The organism is Pseudohaliea rubra DSM 19751 (genome assembly GCF_000764025.1).
In the GTDB taxonomy this organism is placed as follows: domain Bacteria; phylum Pseudomonadota; class Gammaproteobacteria; order Pseudomonadales; family Halieaceae; genus Pseudohaliea; species Pseudohaliea rubra.
In genome coordinates this window covers 1-16,460 of the sequence record NZ_KN234753.1, presented here as the reverse complement: position 1 = coordinate 16,460, position 16,460 = coordinate 1, and the positions used below count along the sequence as shown (strand labels likewise).

Annotated in this window: 11 protein-coding genes, 1 tRNA gene and 1 pseudogene; 8 read left to right on the top strand and 5 right to left on the bottom strand. The window is 65.5% G+C overall.

Translation table 11 applies throughout. The features are described 5' to 3' along the window. The first annotated feature begins 116 nt into the window (after positions 1-116). Positions 117-2,336, top strand: coding sequence for a TonB-dependent receptor (locus HRUBRA_RS05065; RefSeq protein ID WP_035515106.1), 2,220 nt, complete (start codon positions 117-119; stop codon positions 2,334-2,336). Here HRUBRA_RS05065 and HRUBRA_RS05060 read toward each other — a convergent pair. Next, positions 2,333-2,650, bottom strand: a complete 318-nt coding sequence (locus HRUBRA_RS05060; RefSeq protein WP_035515104.1) for a YqcC family protein — start codon at positions 2,648-2,650, stop codon at positions 2,333-2,335. The two genes, HRUBRA_RS05065 and HRUBRA_RS05060, sit on opposite strands and share 4 nt — an antisense overlap. Before the next feature lie 364 nt (positions 2,651-3,014). Between HRUBRA_RS05060 and HRUBRA_RS05055 the strand changes: the two genes are divergently transcribed. The 3 genes from HRUBRA_RS05055 to HRUBRA_RS05045 all read left to right on the top strand — a co-directional run bounded on the left by HRUBRA_RS05055 (position 3,015) and on the right by HRUBRA_RS05045 (position 8,336). After that, positions 3,015-5,378, top strand: coding sequence for a TonB-dependent receptor (locus HRUBRA_RS05055; protein ID WP_035515102.1), 2,364 nt, complete (start codon positions 3,015-3,017; stop codon positions 5,376-5,378). Positions 5,379-5,602: 224 nt separating this feature from the next. Further along, a tRNA-Gly gene (locus HRUBRA_RS05050) sits at positions 5,603-5,676 on the top strand. Positions 5,677-5,969: 293 nt separating this feature from the next. Beyond that, on the top strand, positions 5,970-8,336 hold the full coding sequence (locus tag HRUBRA_RS05045) for a TonB-dependent receptor (protein WP_035515100.1): 2,367 nt from the start codon (positions 5,970-5,972) through the stop codon (positions 8,334-8,336). A 51-nt stretch (positions 8,337-8,387) separates the two neighbouring features. Here the strand turns inward: HRUBRA_RS05045 and dinG are convergent, their stop codons facing one another. Both dinG and HRUBRA_RS05035 read right to left on the bottom strand, forming a co-directional pair. After that, positions 8,388-10,514 carry an ATP-dependent DNA helicase DinG gene (gene dinG, locus HRUBRA_RS05040; RefSeq protein ID WP_322786718.1) on the bottom strand — a complete coding sequence of 709 codons (2,127 nt, stop codon included), beginning with the start codon at positions 10,512-10,514 and terminating at the stop codon, positions 8,388-8,390. Beyond that, complete coding sequence (locus HRUBRA_RS05035) at positions 10,511-11,662, bottom strand: 1-acyl-sn-glycerol-3-phosphate acyltransferase (RefSeq protein WP_035515096.1); 1,152 nt, start codon at positions 11,660-11,662, stop codon at positions 10,511-10,513. The genes dinG and HRUBRA_RS05035 overlap by 4 nt, the downstream gene beginning before the upstream one ends. A gap of 170 nt (positions 11,663-11,832) precedes the next feature. On the opposite strand from HRUBRA_RS05035, the gene HRUBRA_RS05030 reads away from it, so the two are divergent. Continuing rightward, entirely contained in the window at positions 11,833-12,060 is a 228-nt protein-coding gene (locus HRUBRA_RS05030; protein ID WP_035515095.1) for a hypothetical protein, read from the top strand. On the opposite strand, the gene HRUBRA_RS05025 is transcribed toward HRUBRA_RS05030, so the two are convergent. Next, positions 12,057-13,052 (bottom strand): tyrosine-protein phosphatase, encoded by a 996-nt coding sequence (locus HRUBRA_RS05025; RefSeq protein ID WP_052094410.1) that lies wholly within the window; start codon positions 13,050-13,052, stop codon positions 12,057-12,059. The genes HRUBRA_RS05030 and HRUBRA_RS05025 overlap by 4 nt on opposite strands. Before the next feature lie 122 nt (positions 13,053-13,174). Here HRUBRA_RS05025 and rpsT point away from each other — a divergent pair, with 122 nt between their 5' ends. Beyond that, complete coding sequence (gene rpsT / locus HRUBRA_RS05020) at positions 13,175-13,441, top strand: 30S ribosomal protein S20 (RefSeq protein ID WP_035515093.1); 267 nt, start codon at positions 13,175-13,177, stop codon at positions 13,439-13,441. 384 nt (positions 13,442-13,825) lie between these two features. Here rpsT and HRUBRA_RS05015 read toward each other — a convergent pair whose 3' ends face one another. After that, positions 13,826-15,034 (bottom strand): ferritin-like domain-containing protein, encoded by a 1,209-nt coding sequence (locus tag HRUBRA_RS05015; protein WP_035515091.1) that lies wholly within the window; start codon positions 15,032-15,034, stop codon positions 13,826-13,828. 119 nt (positions 15,035-15,153) lie between these two features. On the opposite strand from HRUBRA_RS05015, the gene HRUBRA_RS05010 reads away from it, so the two are divergent. Both HRUBRA_RS05010 and HRUBRA_RS05005 read left to right on the top strand, forming a co-directional pair. Then, entirely contained in the window at positions 15,154-16,152 is a 999-nt protein-coding gene (locus HRUBRA_RS05010; RefSeq protein WP_035515089.1) for an AraC family transcriptional regulator, read from the top strand. Further along, positions 16,145-16,460, top strand: a pseudogene (locus HRUBRA_RS05005) (patatin-like phospholipase family protein); the annotation flags it as partial. The gene HRUBRA_RS05010 and the pseudogene HRUBRA_RS05005, both read left to right, overlap by 8 nt.

Genomic DNA, 16,460 nt, shown 5'->3' with positions numbered 1-16,460 from the left:
GTCGACACGTGTCATGCTTCCCGCAAGCACACTTGTTAACCACAGAGTCAGTCTTGGGTTGACAGCGCCCGACGCTTGGCGCACCCTTCGCGCGCCAAACAGCCAGGGAGCTTTCCATGCAGCGCAGCCTCAGCACCGCCCTCCTCCTCGCAACCACCGCGGCGGCGACGCCCGCTATCGCCGACGAGGCCGGCGCCCGCCCGGTACTGGAAGAGGTCCTGGTCACCGCCCGCAAGCGCAGCGAGCGCGCCATCGAGGCCCCGGTGGCGGTCACTGCCTTCTCAGCCGAAGACCTCGACACGCTCAAGGCGCGCGACCTCACGCGCCTGTCCGCCGGGCTGCCCGGCGTACTCCTGGACGACGTCGGCACCCGCCGCGGTACCGCGAACTTCTCCATCCGCGGCCTCGGCATCAACAGCTCCATCCCGTCCATCGATCCGGCCGTCGGCGTCTTCGTCAACGGGGTCTATCTCGCGGTCAACAACGACACGGTCTTCGATATCTTCGACCTCGAGCGCATTGAGGTTCTGCGCGGCCCGCAGGGGATCCTCTTCGGCCGCAACGTCACCGGCGGCGCAGTGCTCCTGGAAACCCGCAAGCCCGGCGAGCGCTTCGAGGCAGCGCTGCGCGGTGCCGTGGAAGGCGGCGGCAACGGCGGCCTGTCGCGCTACCTCATGGGCAGCCTGTCGGGCCCGCTGAGCGATAGCCTCAAGGGCCGGCTGGTGCTCTACGGCAACGACGACCAGGGCTGGTTCGAGAACCTCGCGGACGGCGAGGACTTCGGCGCGGTCGAGCAGGCCATGGCCCGCGGCACACTGGTCTGGGAGCCGACGGCGGCCGACACGGTGACGCTGTTCTACGAGCGCACGGATATCGACGGCGAGGGGGCGGCCACGCAGTCGCACACCAACGGTTCGGGGATTCCCGGCACGCCGCGCAACTTCCCGCGGGACAGCCACGAGTTCGCCATCGACGAGCGCGGTTACCAGTCCGTGGAGAGCGACTTCCTGACCCTCCGCTGGGACCGCGCCGTGGGCTTCGGCGAGGGCACGCTGACCAACATCTTCGGCTGGCGCGAGCAGTCTTCCGTTGCCATGAGCGACATCGACGGCCAGCCCGCCTTCCTGTTCCATTCCCCGGGCTGGATCGACGCCGAGCAGTGGAGTAATGAACTGCGCTACCGGGGCGAGTTCGGCCCCGCGCTGGACCTCACCGCCGGCCTCTACCTGTTCGCCGGCGATCTCGCCTACCATGACCGGCGTCTGTTTCTGGGCGAGAGCGGCGTTCCCGACAGCGCGCAGTTCACCCAGGATGGCGGGGGCACGCAAGAGCTCAGTACCGCCGCAGTCTTCGTCGCTGCGGACTATGACCTGGGCGAGCGCTGGACCGTGAGCACCGGCCTGCGCCTGTCCCGGGAGGAGAAACAGGTACACGTTGCTTCCTTCAACCTGAACCCGACGCCCTGCAATATTGTTGTCAGCGGCGACTGCCCCTTCGACTTCAAGGACAGCGAGCAGTGGCAGACCGTCGCACCGCGGCTCGGCGTAAGCTACCGTCCGGACGAGGACCGTCACGGCTACCTGAGCTGGACCCGCGGCTTCCGCTCCGGCGGCTATAACCTGCGCAACTCTAACGCCGCCCAGCCCCCCGGCCCCTACGACGAGGAGCAGGTGGACACAGTCGAAGTGGGCTACAAGCTGCGCGGCGACGCCTGGGCCCTGGACGCGGCGCTCTACCACACGCGGGTCGAAGACATGCAGCGGGAGGTAAACCTGCCGAGCGGCACTGCCGGGATCCTGCAGCTGATCCGCAATACCGCGAGTGCAGAGCTCAGCGGCGCGGAACTGGACCTCACCATCGAGGCCGGTGCGGGTGTCACCCTGGCGGCCACCGCGAGCTACCTCGACGCCCGCTACACGAAAGTCCGCTTCGACCTGGACGGCAACGGCACCGTGGACGGCGCCGACAAGGACCTGGCGCTGCCGCGCGCGCCGGAGTGGACCGGCAGCCTGGAAGCGCGATGGCAGGGAGCAGTGGCTAGCGGCCGCCTCGACGCCCGCGTCGCCTGGAACTACCGCGACCGCGTCGCCTACACGGACAACAACCTCGGTTACATCCTCGCCCAGGACCTCGTCGATCTGGACCTCGCCTGGACCAGCCCGGACGGCCACTGGACCGTCGCCGGCTACGCGCGCAACCTCCTGAACGAGGTCAAGCACGGAGGCGACTCGCAGCTGCCCGCGGTGTTCATCGGCGAACCCCTGGGCGGCGCCTTCAGCCCCCTCGCGCGCGGCCGGATCGTGGGGGTCTCTCTGGACTGGCGCCTGGGCAGCTAAGCCCCACCGAGCAGCCGGTCGATCCGATCCAGGGCCAGGAGCAGCTCGCGGATCGGCAGCTGTGCGTTGCGGAAGTGCTCTTCAGCCATGGGCCGGATGCCGCAGTCCCCGGGGAGCTGCGCCTCGGCTGCGACCAGCTCCTGCATGCGCGGCAGGAACACGAATTGCAGCCACTGGGGCAGCGTCAGCGTGTCGAAGCAGAAGGGTTGCGTGGAAGCGAGGGCGTCGGCCGGCGGCGGCTCCCGCTCCCAGAGCTGGAGCTGCCGCAGTTCGGCTTCAATATCGATCAGTATTTCTGCAACCTGGGTGTGCATGGTCCCTCCCTAGCTGCACAGACTATCAGAGGCGGGCCCTTCGGAAGGCACAGGACACTCGGCCTGGCCACTGGCTCCCCCGTGGGTGGGGCTCAGTGACAGCGTCTCTGTTTGTCACGCTCGCGGTGAGGATGCTGGCAGCCGGCCCCACCTGGGCGGCCCCACCTGGGCGGCCCCAGCGATTCGCAGCATGCGCTGCAGTTTCCAACCGACAAAATCATGCCGTAATGCCTTGAAACTGGTGGGCGAAAAGTTGAATTTCGTTTACTGTTTGAGTACTGCTTGACTGACGTCGTGCAATGCACAAAAGCGCCTCAGCACGGCAGTATCTACCGATGATAATGATAGCAACAGGATGTCTTCTATGAGCCCCGAAACAACGCGCAGTGCCGCTCCAGTATTCTCCCCTCTGACTCTTGCCGTCACCATCGCCGTCGCCGGCCTGGCGACGACCGCACAAGCCCAGGAAACCCAGCGCCGCGGTGCTTCGGCCGCGCTCCTGGAGGAGGTCGTTGTCACCGCCCGGAAGCGCGAGGAAGGCGCGCAGGACGTGCCGCTGTCCATTACCGCCTTCGGCGCCGATCAGATCGAGGCCCTGAAGGTGCGAGATCTGACCAACCTCGGCGTCGGTCTGCCGAATGTCACCCTCGATGACGTGGGCACCACTCGCGGCAGCGCAAACTTTTCAATCCGCGGGCTCGGCATCAACGCTTCGATTCCCTCCATTGACCCCTCCGTGGGGGTTTTCGTCAACGGCGTCTACCTGGGGGTTAACAACGGCATCATCTTCGATGTGTTTGACCTCGAAAGCATCGAGGTACTCCGCGGCCCCCAGGGGATTCTCTTCGGCCGTAACGTCACCGGTGGCGCCGTGCTGATGAATACCAAGAAGCCTGGCGAGGAGTGGGATGCCACGATCAAGACTGCCGTCGACGGCTTCGGCAGTGATGGCGGCCTGAACTACTACGCCATGGCAGCCGCCGGCGGGCCGGTGTCAGACACCCTGGGCATCCGCCTCACGGCCTATTACAACGAAGACGAAGGCTGGTTTAAGCGCGACGCCTTTGAACCCTTCGGCGTCACGGAAGAGGACGTGGGCGCCGTAGACCAGCTGATGTTGCGTCCGACGGTAGTGTGGACGCCGACGGACCGCACAGAAGTCGTTATCCGCTACGAATACACTGATATCGACGGTGATGGCGCAGTCTCTCAGTCGCACACCAACGGCAGTGGTGTCGATGGTGTGTGGGTCAATTACGACCGTAAGAACAGCTTCGGTAGCAGCAACGATTTCATCGGCTATCAAACCATAGAGACCGATTTCCTCACCGCCGAGCTCAATCACCAGGTCGATTTCGGCGAAGGCACCGTCACCGCCATTTACGGTTGGCGCGACTCGTACTCCGAGTCCGGCAGTGATATCGACGGGCAGCCGATCTGGGCCTTCCACTCCGCTGCCTGGCTGGAGGCAGAACAGAACAGCCTCGAGCTTCGCTATAACGGCCAGTTCGGCGATGCCAATATCACCACCGGTCTGTACTGGTTCGATATGGACCAGGGCTATCATGAGCGCCGCAACCTGGCCGGCGCCGCAACCGGCAACCAGGGCCCGCTGATCATCCAGGACGGCGGCGGCCTTTACGGGGTTGAAACCTTGGGCGTCTTTGTCGCTCTTGACTACGCGCTCACCGATCGGCTCACCCTGACCGCAGGGGTTCGTTATACGGACGAAGAGAAGTACGCCGACGTAGCCTCCCTGGCCGCGAACCAGAGCCTCGAGGACAGCTTCCCCGCGCTGCCGCCGGGAGTCGCAACACCTGGAATCAGCTACCCGGTTGACTTCCGCTGCAACATCGTCGATCGGAGCGAGGGTTTTCCCGAGTGTCCCTTTGACTTTGTTGACGATGAGGACTGGCAGACCTGGTCGCCCAAGCTCGGGGCCACCTATATGCTCAACGACAGCTCGCAGCTCTACGGCCACTGGAGTCGGGGCTTCCGCTCCGGTGGTTACAACCTGCGCAATACCACGCCGCTATTCACCCCGCAGGCCTTCGATGAAGAGCAGGTTGACAGCTTCGAGATCGGCTACAAGTCGACCCACGCCTGGGGCCGCTTCAATGTTGCCGCCTTCTATACCGAGGTCGACGATATGCAGCGCCAGCTGAACTTCGCCGACCCGGACGCGGGCGTAGTGCAGATCATCCGTAATACCGCCGACGCAACGCTCTGGGGCTTCGAAGCCGACGGCGCCTTCAGCGTGAGCGACAGCCTTACGGTCCTCGCCTCCGTCGGCTACACCAACTCCGGTTACGACTCGGTCATTTTCGATCTGACCAACGACGGCGTCATCAACGAGGAAGATGAAGACCTCGATGTGGTGCGCGCACCGGAGTGGTCCTACAGCATCGCCGCCAACTACGACTTCGCGCTTGGCAGCTGGGCCTACGCGACGGCGCGGTTGAGCTATGCCTTCCGTGACGAGATGGCGTTTACCGACGACAACCTCGGCTTCATCAACGAGCAGGATATCCTTGACGCCGGCCTGGACATCTACACCAATGACGGCCATTGGGTGTTCTCGGTCTATGGCCGGAACCTGCTGGGATCCGTGCGTCACGGCGGCGATACGCAGTTGTCTCCCACGCTCGCCGGGGTGCCGGTCGGCGGCACCTTCTCACCGATGATGAAGGGTGAGGTAATCGGCGGTGAGGTCACCTACAACTTCTGAGCAATCGGCCAGAAACTGCCCGAGCCGGCGGCGCGCAAGCCCGCCGGCTTTTTTGTGCCTCCCATGGAGGCAGCGGACTGTCCAGCAACGGCAAGGGCAGCCTGCCGAAGCAGAACCGTTGTGTTGAGGCGAGAGCACGGCCCCTCTGCGGGACAGGACAGTGAGATACCAGCGCACAGGTCTTTTGACGGCAGCAGGGACTTGGCCTAAGCTGCCCTCCCCCGGCGGGTGTAGTTCAATGGTAGAACCTCAGCTTCCCAAGCTGATGACGTGGGTTCGATTCCCATCACCCGCTCCATCCCTCAGTACTACGAAGCGTAAACGGGCCGTTCGATTAAGCTGTAACGTGGGCCTGGGCGGCCCCGTCGATTCCCATCACCCGCTCCAGCTGCGAGCTGCCCTCACTTCCACCCCTACTGTTGACTCAGATTGTCAAAATTACGACCTAATCCCTTGAAACTTATGGGCACCGAGTCAGAATTGGCCCACTGCTTGGGAGATGCCCGGCTTAGCTGGTGCAATGCACAAAGGCCTCTCACCACCGCAGCATCCACTGATGATACCTATAGTGATTGCAACAGGATGTACCTTATGCGCCCCAACACCACCCACAAGCCTGCCCTCCTCTCCCCCTTGGCCCTGGCGGTCACCGTTGCCGCAGGCGGCCTGACCATGACCACCCAGGCCCAGGAGGCCCAGCGTCGCGTCGGCTCGACCTCCCTCCTCGAGGAAGTCGTGGTAACCGCCCGCAAGCGGCAGGAAGGCTCCCAGGACGTACCGCTGGCCATCACCGCCTTCGGCGCCGACCAGATAGAGGCTCTCAAGGTCCGTGATCTCACCAACCTCTCCGTGGGCATGCCCAACGTGGCCCTGGACGATGTCGGCACCACCCGGGGCACACAGAACTTCTCCATCCGCGGCCTCGGCATCAACAGTTCCATCCCGAGCATCGACCCTACCGTGGGCGTGTTCGTCAACGGCGTTTATCTCGGGGTCAACAACGGCATTCTCTTCGACGTTTTCGACCTGGAGAGCATCGAGGTGCTGCGCGGACCGCAGGGCATCCTCTTCGGCCGCAACGTAACCGGCGGCGCCATCCTCATGAACACCAAGAAGCCCGGCGATACCTTTGATGCCACCGTACGTGCTGCCATCGACGGCGGCGGTGACGGCGGCCTCAACCGCTACCTCATGGGCGCCGTGGGCGGCCCGGTCACCGACACCCTTGGCCTGCGCCTGACGGCCTACCTGAACGATGACGAAGGCTGGCATGAAAACCAGTTCGACGGCAGTGACGTGCAGGCAGCCGAGCAGCAGATGGTCCGCGGTACCGCCGTGTGGACGCCGCAGGACAGCATGGAACTGGTAGTCCGCTATGAATACACGGATATCGAAGGCGACGGCCCGGTAGCCCAGTCCCATACCAACGGCATCGGTCTTCCCGGGACGCCGTTCAACGCTGACCGCGACAGCTTTGATGCCAACTACAATGAAGTCGGCTCTCAGCATATCGAAACCGATTTCCTCACCGCGGAATTCAATATGGACGTGGCCTTCGGCGAAGGCAGTGTCACGGCCATCTACGGCTGGCGGGATTCGCAAAGCTCGGCGCTGAGCGATATCGACGCGCAGCCTGTATCGCTGTTCCACGCCCCGACCGAATTGACGGCCGAGCAGCACAGTTTCGAACTGCGCTACAACGGCCAGTTCGGTGATGCCACTGTGACAACAGGCGTTTACTGGTTCGACAACGACATCGCCTATCATGAGCGCCGGGACCTGCTGGGCTTCGTGACCAACCAGGTGTCAGCCGACCTCACCGGCGGCGCCCTCGTATTGCCGGACACGATGCCCTTCCAGATTCAGGATGGTGGCGGCTTCTATGACGTCGAGTCCCTCGGCGCCTTTGCCGCGGTCGACTATGCCCTGACGGATCGGCTGACAATCACCGCCGGCGCGCGCTGGACCACGGAAGAAAAATCCGCGGAAATCGCCTCGCTGAACGTGAATACCAACGTCCTCGACCTGGGCGCGACCCTGGGCAACGGCGGCAACCCGGTCTACGCGAACCCGATCACTGGCACCGATACCCGCTGTAATTTCGTGAATGGCCCGGCCTGCCCGGCCGACTTCGTCGACACGGAAAGCTGGGATACCTTCGCACCCAAACTCGGCTTTGCCTACTTCCTGAATGACACATCGCAGGTCTACGGTCACTGGAGCCGCGGCTTCCGCTCCGGCGGCTATAACCTGCGCAACACGGTCCCGGCTTTCTCCCCCGGTCCTTTCGACGAAGAGCAGGTGGACAGCTTCGAGTTCGGTTACAAATCCACCCACGACTGGGGCAGGTTGAACGCTGCCGTCTTCTACAACGAAATCGAGGATATGCAGCGCGAGGTGAACTTCGCGGACCCGGTCTCGGGCGTAGCGCAGATCATCCAGAATACGGCCGATGCGACCATCATGGGCCTGGAGCTGGACGGCACCTTCCGCCTCAGCGACAACCTGGTGCTGCTCGCCTCCCTGGGCTACCTGGATGCCGAGTACGACACGGTGCGCTTCGATCTCAATGGCGACGCACCGGGCAACGGCGAAGACCTGGAACTGCCCCGGGCGCCGGAGCTGACCTGGCGCGTAGGCATGAACTACGACATGCCCATGGGCGACTGGGGCGTGGCCACCGCCCGCTTCAGCTACGCTTACCGGGACGAAATGGCCTGGACGGACGACAACCTCGGTTTCATCCTGGAACAGCATATTCTGGATGCGGGCCTGGACTTCTACTCGAACGACGGCCACTGGATCTTCTCGCTGTACGGACGCAACCTGATGGACGAGGTCAAGCACGGCGGCGACACCCAGCTCCCGTCTTCACTCGGCCCGGTACCGCTGGGGGGCACCTTTGCTGCGCTGGCCAAGGGGCAGATCTACGGAGCGGAAGTAACCTACAACTTCTGACCCCACGCACCGCCCAACCGAAGCCGGTCGTGCCCCGCACGGCCGGTTTTTTTATGCAATCTCGCGCCGGAAAGGCGGCAGGGAATCGAGGATAGCCCGGCCGTAGCGCCGGGTAACCACGCGCCGGTCACAGAGGGTGATGCGGCCCCAGTCGCCTTCGGTGCGCAGCAGTCGGCCGCTGGCCTGGGTCAGGCGGAGCGCTGCGTCGGGGACGCTGATCTCCATAAAAGCGTTACCCCCCTGGTCCTCCACCCACTCGGCAAGCGCCGCCTCCAGCGGGCTGTCGGGCACGGCGAAGGGCAGCTTGGCGATCACCACGTGACGGCAGTAGTCGCCGGGCAGGTCCACGCCCTCGGCGAAGCTCGCCAGGCCGAAGATAACGCTGCCGCGGCCCGCGTCCACCGCCTCCCGATGCCGGCGCAGGATCTCCTGCTTGCCGAGGCTGTCCTGCACCAGCAGCCGGTCACCCATACGACCGGCAACCCCATCACACACCTCCAGCATCTGCCGCCGGGAGCCGAACAGCACCAGCGCGGCCTCGTCCTCGTCAAGCCAGTGCGGCAGGTGCTCTATGAGTTCAGCCGTGTGGGCGGCGGCATTGCCCCCGTCCGCCGCCATGGCCGGGACAGTGAGCGTCGCCCGGCGGTAGTCGAAGGGGCTGCCCACAACCTCGAAGATGGCGTCGTCGGGCACACCGCTGCGCTGCCGGAAGCGATCAAAGCTGCGCAGGGCGGTCAGCGTGGCCGAGGTGACAACCACCCCCGCAGCGCGCGGCCAGAGGTGCTCGGCGAGAATATCCGTGGCCAGGATCGGGCTGCACAGGAGATCGTGCCCCACGGTGCCGCCGGCAGCCGTGCGGATCCGGGTGATCCAGCGGGCCCGCGGCGGCTGCCCTTCCGGATCCGGCGCTGCATAGTCCTGCCAGAGTGCGAGGGTGTTCTCCGCCCGCCCGCGCATGCCGGCCACGGCAAGGTGCCAGGGCTCGACGGTTTCGCGGTCGCCGTTTTCCAATTCGTCCTCAAGGCAGCCCTCCAGGCGGGCAAGGTTCGAGGCCAGGCGGCCGAACCCTGCGGCGAGGTTGCCGGCGAGGGGCTCGAGCACTGCGGGCACACGGCCGTGCGGAAAACGCAGGCGTTCAGCCTCGCGGCCGGTGTGCGCATCGTCCTCGGCGAGCAGAGCCGCAACCGCGTCCTCCACAACCTCCAGCCCTCCGGCAAGGTCCTCGAGCTTGTCGGGTAACTGCTCCAGGAGCGGGCCGACGCCGGCGATACCGCCGATGTCCGCCACCCCGGCGGTGAGCCCGCGCGCGCTGTCGCGCAGCCACTGGCGGGTGCTGTGCAGGCGGCAGAAGCTGGAGAAATGGTTGAGGGCTTTATCCGGGAGGTGATGGCCCTCGTCGAAAATATAGATGGTGTCCTCCGGTGGTGGCAGGATAGCACCGCCGCCGAGGGCGAGGTCAGCCAGCACCAGGTCATGGTTGGCGACGACGACATCAGCGCCCTGCAGCGCCTCCCGGGCGCGAAAAAAACTGCACTGACCCACATTGGGACAGCGCCGCCCGGTGCACTGGTTATGGTCCGTAGTGACCGGCAGCCAGGCCGCCTCATCGAGGGCCTCGGGCCAGCTGTCCCGATCACCGTCCCAGCTGCCGCGCCCCAGTGCATCTATCATCGCTTCGTAGCGCGGGAGCGCGTCGGCCGCCCCTGCCGCGGGCAGTTCGTCGGGATACAGGGGAATGGCGGCCGAAGCGTCCTGCCCCTGGGCGAGCTGGCGATCCAGCTTGCTCAGGCAGACATAACGCCGACGGCCCTTGGCAAGCGCGGCGGTAAAGACGAGTCCGCTACCGGCGGCAATGTCCGGCAGGTCCTTGTGTACAAACTGCTCCTGCAGGGCAACGGTGGCGGTTGCCACCACAAGGCGCTTGCCACGATCCTGGGCGACAGGAATAGCCGCGAGTGCGTAGGCGATGGTCTTGCCCGTGCCCGTCCCGGCCTCGACGACGCAGATGGGGGACTCGGTCGGGGCGCTGCCATCCTCGGGGCGGCGCGCCAGGGCCCGGGCGACGGCACCGATCATCTGCCGCTGCCCACGGCGGGGGCTGAGCTTGCGCGCGGCAACGGTGGCGCTGTAGGCGGCGCGGATCCGCTCCTTGAGGCTCTCGCTCAGCAAGTCCGTCAAGCCGCCTCGCGCAGGGCAAGCTGGCTGCGTACGGCGTTGGCGTAGCCGGCAAGCGCAAAGGGTCGGTGCGCGAGCGGGATCGCCTCCATGCGGGCGCGGAATACCGCGGCGGAGATTGACCCGCTCTCGCAGGTCAGCCCCGCCGGCGGCGCCCGACCCTCGAGCGCCTCATAGGCCTGGAGATTGGAGGGGTGCAGCCGGAAGCCGGCAAGTATCTGCCGGTCGACTTCCGCAGCGACCGCCGCCGGGCTCTCGAAGCCGCTGCCCAGGGGCGTCCCGAAGCTGACATGGACCCGACCCTTGCTGCCGGCGATACCTACGCCGATGGAGGCCACGTCTTCCTGCTCGCCCTTGGCATAGGCACCGGTGCGGGCGCGCTCCGCCAGCTCCCGGGCCTTGAGGGCGTCACAGGGATCGAGCTCGTAGGAAATGGCGACCGGGACGATGCCAAGGCTGGCGATGTGTTCGCCGAAGGCCTCGGCGGCCTTGTCGCGACTCAGCGAGAGCATCTTTATTACGGCCGGCTCCGTGCGATCCACACCGTCCTTGGCCCGCCCCTCGCGCTGGGCGATCCAGACGTTGGCGCCCTCGACCGTGAGGGCGTGGCGGATGTAGGCGGAAAGGTGCCGGGATGCGGCGAACAGTTCCCGCGGTCCCGCCGCCGAGCGGCGCACAAGAAAGCTCTTATTCAGGCGCATGAGGTCGGCGACCCAGGGCTTGGTCAGCAGGTTGTCACCGATGGCGATCTGCACCGTGTCGAAGCCGTTTATGTGCAGCGCATAATTGGTGAAAGCCGGGTCGAGGGCGATGTCCCGGTGGTTACTGACGAAAAGGTAGGCGCGATCCGGGTCGAGCCGTTCCAGGCCGGAAACCGTGAGGCCGGCAGTGGTTTGCTCGATCATGGCATCCATGTATCGGCGGATCACCAGCTGCAGGTCGCGGATGCTGGCGACGCCGCGCAGCTCGCGCTTCAGGTACCAGCGCACCGCCGGGCGGAGCAGGAAAGGCAGCAGACGGGCCGGGCCACCGAAGCGAAAAGCGGCAACGGCCCCCGTGAGCTCCCGGTCCCGGAGCAGCCGGGCGAGCACCGGCGCCAGTTCGTCGTCGCGGTAGGGCCTGATGTCGGCGAAAGGATCGTGCTCGCTCAAGCGGTTATCCTCGAAAAAAAGCGCCTAACCTTAACGAAAAAGCCTCTCAGCGTCATCCGCCAGAAACAGCCCCGGCAGCCCGCGGCGCCCAGAAAACACTAGCGCCAGCGCCGCTTTCTGGTAGGCTTGCCAGCGTTTTATCGACCCCCCGAGTCCATCATGGAGGAACCATGGACGCTGCGAGTGCTGCCCTGACGACCTTTGGCGCTGCCATCCTGCTGGTGAGCTGGATTCTGATGCTCATCACGGCCTGGCGCGAGGATTACGCCTGGGGCCTCGTCGCCACGCTGCTGCCGCCCCTGGCCTATCTCTACGGCCTGTTCCACCTCGACAAGGCCGGCCAGAGTGTCGGCGTCGCCGCGATCGGCCTCCTCTGCCTCGGCCTGGGTCTCAGCTAGTCTTCCAGGTAGCGGGCGGCCAGCGCCGCCCGCTCCGCCGGGCCAACGCCCAGCGCCTCTTCAAGATAGGCCTCGGTGCTGCCGTAGTCTTCCGCAATGACCCCCAGCGCAGCGCCGAGGTAGCTCTCGTCCACCTGCAGCATCGGCAGCAACACCTCGTCATCCAGGTGATGCATATCGTACTTCTCGCGCACCCGGCCCAGTTCACCGGTGGCGTCGAAGTAGTGCCGCGTCAACAGGTAATCGTGGAGCACCGTTTCCTGCGGCACGCCCAGCGCAAAGAGCACCAGCGCAGCGGCAAAACCCGTGCGGTCCTTGCCGGCGGCGCAGTGCACGAGGCAGCGCTCGTTACGGGGCTCCAGCAGGTGGCTGAAAAGTGCAGCATAGCGGTCGCTCTGTGAACGCACGAACTCCCGGTTGATGTCGCGCATGGCCTCGGCCATGGCCTCGGCATCGGTGAGCCGGTGCCGCGCGTCATAGAGCGCACTGCCCTGGCTGCCGGGGGTAATCGCGAGGTTGATGCGCCGGGGCCCGCTGGGCAGCAGGCTCGGGTCACTGACCTGCTCATCTTCGCGCCGGAAGTCGCAGACCACATCAATGGCAAGCCCGGTGAACATGGCCTGGGCTTCATCAGTGAGGCGGGACAGGTTGCCGGAGCGGAACAGGTAACCCCAGCGCACGCGGCGCCCGTCTGCCGCGCGGTAGCCGCCGAAATCGCGGAAGTTCACGCCCCCCGGCAGGCCAAGGCCCCGGGCCGCGGCAACCACCTCCGTGCCATAACTGTCGCGAAGGCGGAAAAAGTGCCGGCGCGACGCGGGCAGACCCGAGATCCGTGCCCGTCCGGGACCGCCCGGCGGCAGCTCCCGGGTCTCGGCCACGGCGTCGATGGGCTCGACGGCGACCGCCGTCGCCGGATCGCTGGTCTCCCAGTGAAGGTAGTGGTGACCATCCGGCGTGCGCCAGATGTGAACGCTGTCGGGGTTGAGGGCCATGGGGTACTCCTGGAGGCGTTGCGAGGGGCCGGCAGCGGCCGGGTGGCGCAGTTGACAATGATACCGCACCTATGGATACTCCGCCCTCCCGATTTTTCTGTTACTGATTCAGAGGACACACCGTGGCCAACTCACCGCAAGCCCGCAAGCGCGCCCGCCAGGCGGAGAAGCGCCGCTCCCGCAACGCCAGCCTGCGCTCGCTCGTGCGCACGAAGATCAAGGGCGTTGTCGCAGCGATCAAGAGCGGCGACGTGGAAAAAGCCCGCGAGGCCTACACGCAGGCCGTTCCGGTCATCGACCGCATGGCCGACAAGGGCATCATCCACAAGAACAAGGCAGCGCGGCACAAGAGCCGCCTGAGCGCCCAGGTCAAGAACCTGGCCGCCTGAGCGGGCGGGCCCTGCGCTCCGTCCCACGACTGCATCTCACAAGAAAGGCCGGCGCCCGGAAAGGAGCGCCGGCTTTTTTTTGGTTAATCGTAAATTTCCGGGGCGGCTGCGGGAGGGTGCCCCCAGTCGCTCCACGATATTCGCTTGGTGGGGGCACCCTCCCGCAGCCGCCCCTACCGCATGCTGGGTCCCTGCCGAGCCCGAAGTACGCCAGGCGCCAGGGGCGAACGCGGGACACTTCCCTCACCAAGCGAATATCGTGGAGCGACTGAGGGAAGTGTCCCGTGCTCGCCCCGGAACAGGACGACCAACGTGTCCGCCACGAAAAGCTACAATAAACCTTTTCTGGGCTCGCCAAACATCCCCTGACAGGGAGTGCGTCGTTCAGCCGTAACCAGCGGCCTTAGCCTGTTCATCAGCGGTGGACGCCTGCTCCTCCTCGTGCGCCGCATGAAACGCCGCGAGCATGCTCTGCTCGTGAGACTGGGCCTCCTCGGTGTCGAGGGGGCGCTCCAGGGCCGTCCAGTCGATATCGCCGTCCGTGGCCAGGTTCTCGAAGTCGAGAATGCCGAGCTCCTCGAACTTCGGCCGGATCTTGTCCGTGAGCAGGCCGATGCGCTTCAGGTTCGGCACCACCCGCTGGAACAGCAGATTGCGGAAAGTGGCCATGACGAAGCCCTCGAGCACCTGCTTGCGGGCCTCTTCCACATCCCAACCGAAGTGCCGGAACACGTCCGTCGCCACCAGCCGCTCGCGACTCACCACGCAGGCCTGGTAGGCAAACTCGGCGCGCTCCTCGCGCTCCTCGTCAGAGAGCGTCTTCACGAACTCCTCCAGGTAGTTCACGCCGAACGTCACATGCCGCGCCTCGTCCCGGGTGACCAGGTAGACCACGTCCTTGAGCACCGGATCCGGCGTGGTCTCGCGGGTCGTGTTGAAGGCGGACAGCGCCAGGCCCTCGATCACAATCTGCATGCCGATGAACTTCATGTCCCAGCGCGGATCCGTGAGAATCTTGTCAATGATGCTCTTCAAGTGCGTATTGATCGGGTACATGACGCCGATGCGCTTCTGCAGGTACTTGTTGAAAACCTCGACATGGCGGGCCTCGTCGAAGGTCTGCGAAGCGGCGTAGAGCTTGGCGTTGAGCGTCGGTGCACAGGAGCAGAGCTGCGAGGCCACGAGCAGGGCGCCCTGTTCGCCGTGAAGGAACTGGGACAGGCTCCAGGCGTTCATGTGCAGCCAGAACTCATCCTTGGTCTTGTCGTCCATGGCCAGGTAGGGCGGGTACTCGTGCAGGTTCATGAGCTCTGGGGCCCGCTCCTCGTCAGGCCAGGGGCGATTCCAGTTGATGTCGATCTCCGGATCCCAGTTCAGCTGCTTGCCGAGATCGTAGAGCTTCTTGATACGGTCATCCTGCACCTGGTAATCCCAGTTGTAGGCGCCGGTGAGCGGCGTCTGGAAGATCTCGGCAATGTGATCCACATCCTGCGCGGTGAGCAGATCCTCGAGATCGGGATTCTCGCGGGGGTAGTCAGCGTGTGCGAACTGCTGGATCTTGCGCGGGGACTGGTCTTTCCATTCGATTTTCATGGGGCAACTCCTGCTATCGTTATAGGCGTTATCGGCATGGCACCACTATGGCCAGCGACTTTCCGCCCGAGCAAGGTTCGCTCTTGCCACAATAGGGTCATATATGGCCAAATGCTGCCATGGCTGCCCCCACGACTCCAGCGCCCTACGTTCTCATCCTCATCGATCTGGTGACAGGCCGCGGACACCCGCAGGCAGCGATCCTCGAGGGCACTTCGCTGGCCGAGACCGGCATCGGCGGTCTCGGCGCGCGCGTGGCCCAGGCAGACTTCGCCCGGCTGGTGGCCAACGCCCTCAGGCTCACCAACGATCCGGCCCTCGGTCTGCGCCTCGGGGAGCGCCTGAACCTGAGCGCCCATGCAGTCCTCGGCCAGGCCTTCATGACCTGCCGGGACCTCGCCGAAGTTCTCGACCTCTTCATGCGCTACTACCACTTGCTGTCGCCGGCGCTGGAGCTCGAGTATGCGCTCACGGACCGGGAGTGCATCATCACCACCGTGAACATTCCCTATCCGGAGCTCGCGGAATTCGGCTTCGAGCTGATGGGCGCCGCCATGCGCAACACGCTCCGCGGCCTCCTCGGCCTCCCGGAGCTGACCCTGGAGCTGGAGTTCCCCTATCCGGCCCCGGCGCACCATGATGCCTACCGGGCACTCTTTGGCGACCACGTCCACTTCGAACGACCGCAAGGTCGAATCCGCTTCAACCGAGCGCTGCTGCGTACACGCCTGCCTTCGTCGAACCCCGCCCTGCGCGCCCTCTACGAGGAGGAATGCGCGCGCCTGCTGCAGGATCTCAAGGGCGCCGACTCAGTCGCGGAACAGACCCTGCGACTGCTGCGCAAGCTGGAGGGGCAGTATCCGCAGATGCCGCAGCTTGCCCGGATGCTCAACCTCAGCCCGCGCACCTACCGGCGCCGGCTGGCCGGGGAGGGAGAGTCCTTCCAGACTCTGCTCGACCGGGTGCGGGTCGAGCACGCCACCCGCCACCTCACGCAGACGCGCCTTCCGCTGTCGACCATCGCCTACATGGTGGGCTTCAACGACCCGTCGAACTTCCGCCGGGCCTTCCGGCGCTGGACCGGGCGCTCCCCGGCGCAGGTACGCGCAGATGGCTGATCGGGCCGGCGGGCCGCTGGCGATTCACGCCGGACGGGAGGCCGCGGCCACCCTCGCCCGCCACGGCTGGGATCCCTCCCTGTTCAGCCTGCTCCTGGGCGCCTCCGGCGGGCCCAAGTGGTTTATCCTCGCGGCCCTCGACCGCTTTCTCTTCGGCGACTACCTGCAGCGCTCCACAGGCCCGCTGGCGGTGCTCGGCTCCTCCGTTGGCGCCTGGCGTCATGCCTGCCTTGCTCAGGACGACCCGGTGGCCGCCGTGAACCGCTTCGCCGAGTCCTATCTCGGCCAGGCCTACGCGGCGCGACCGA

What these genes read in the sequence shown, in the direction of transcription:
- HRUBRA_RS05065 (WP_035515106.1), top strand. Translation starts at nt 117, where the DNA reads ATGCAGCGCAGCCTCAGCACCGCCCTCCTCCTCGCAACCACCGCGGCG.
- HRUBRA_RS05060 (WP_035515104.1), bottom strand. Translation starts at nt 2,650, where the DNA reads ATGCACACCCAGGTTGCAGAAATACTGATCGATATTGAAGCCGAACTG.
- HRUBRA_RS05055 (WP_035515102.1), top strand. Translation starts at nt 3,015, where the DNA reads ATGAGCCCCGAAACAACGCGCAGTGCCGCTCCAGTATTCTCCCCTCTG.
- HRUBRA_RS05045 (WP_035515100.1), top strand. Translation starts at nt 5,970, where the DNA reads ATGCGCCCCAACACCACCCACAAGCCTGCCCTCCTCTCCCCCTTGGCC.
- HRUBRA_RS05030 (WP_035515095.1), top strand. Translation starts at nt 11,833, where the DNA reads ATGGACGCTGCGAGTGCTGCCCTGACGACCTTTGGCGCTGCCATCCTG.
- HRUBRA_RS05025 (WP_052094410.1), bottom strand. Translation starts at nt 13,052, where the DNA reads ATGGCCCTCAACCCCGACAGCGTTCACATCTGGCGCACGCCGGATGGT.
- HRUBRA_RS05015 (WP_035515091.1), bottom strand. Translation starts at nt 15,034, where the DNA reads ATGAAAATCGAATGGAAAGACCAGTCCCCGCGCAAGATCCAGCAGTTC.
- HRUBRA_RS05010 (WP_035515089.1), top strand. Translation starts at nt 15,154, where the DNA reads ATGGCTGCCCCCACGACTCCAGCGCCCTACGTTCTCATCCTCATCGAT.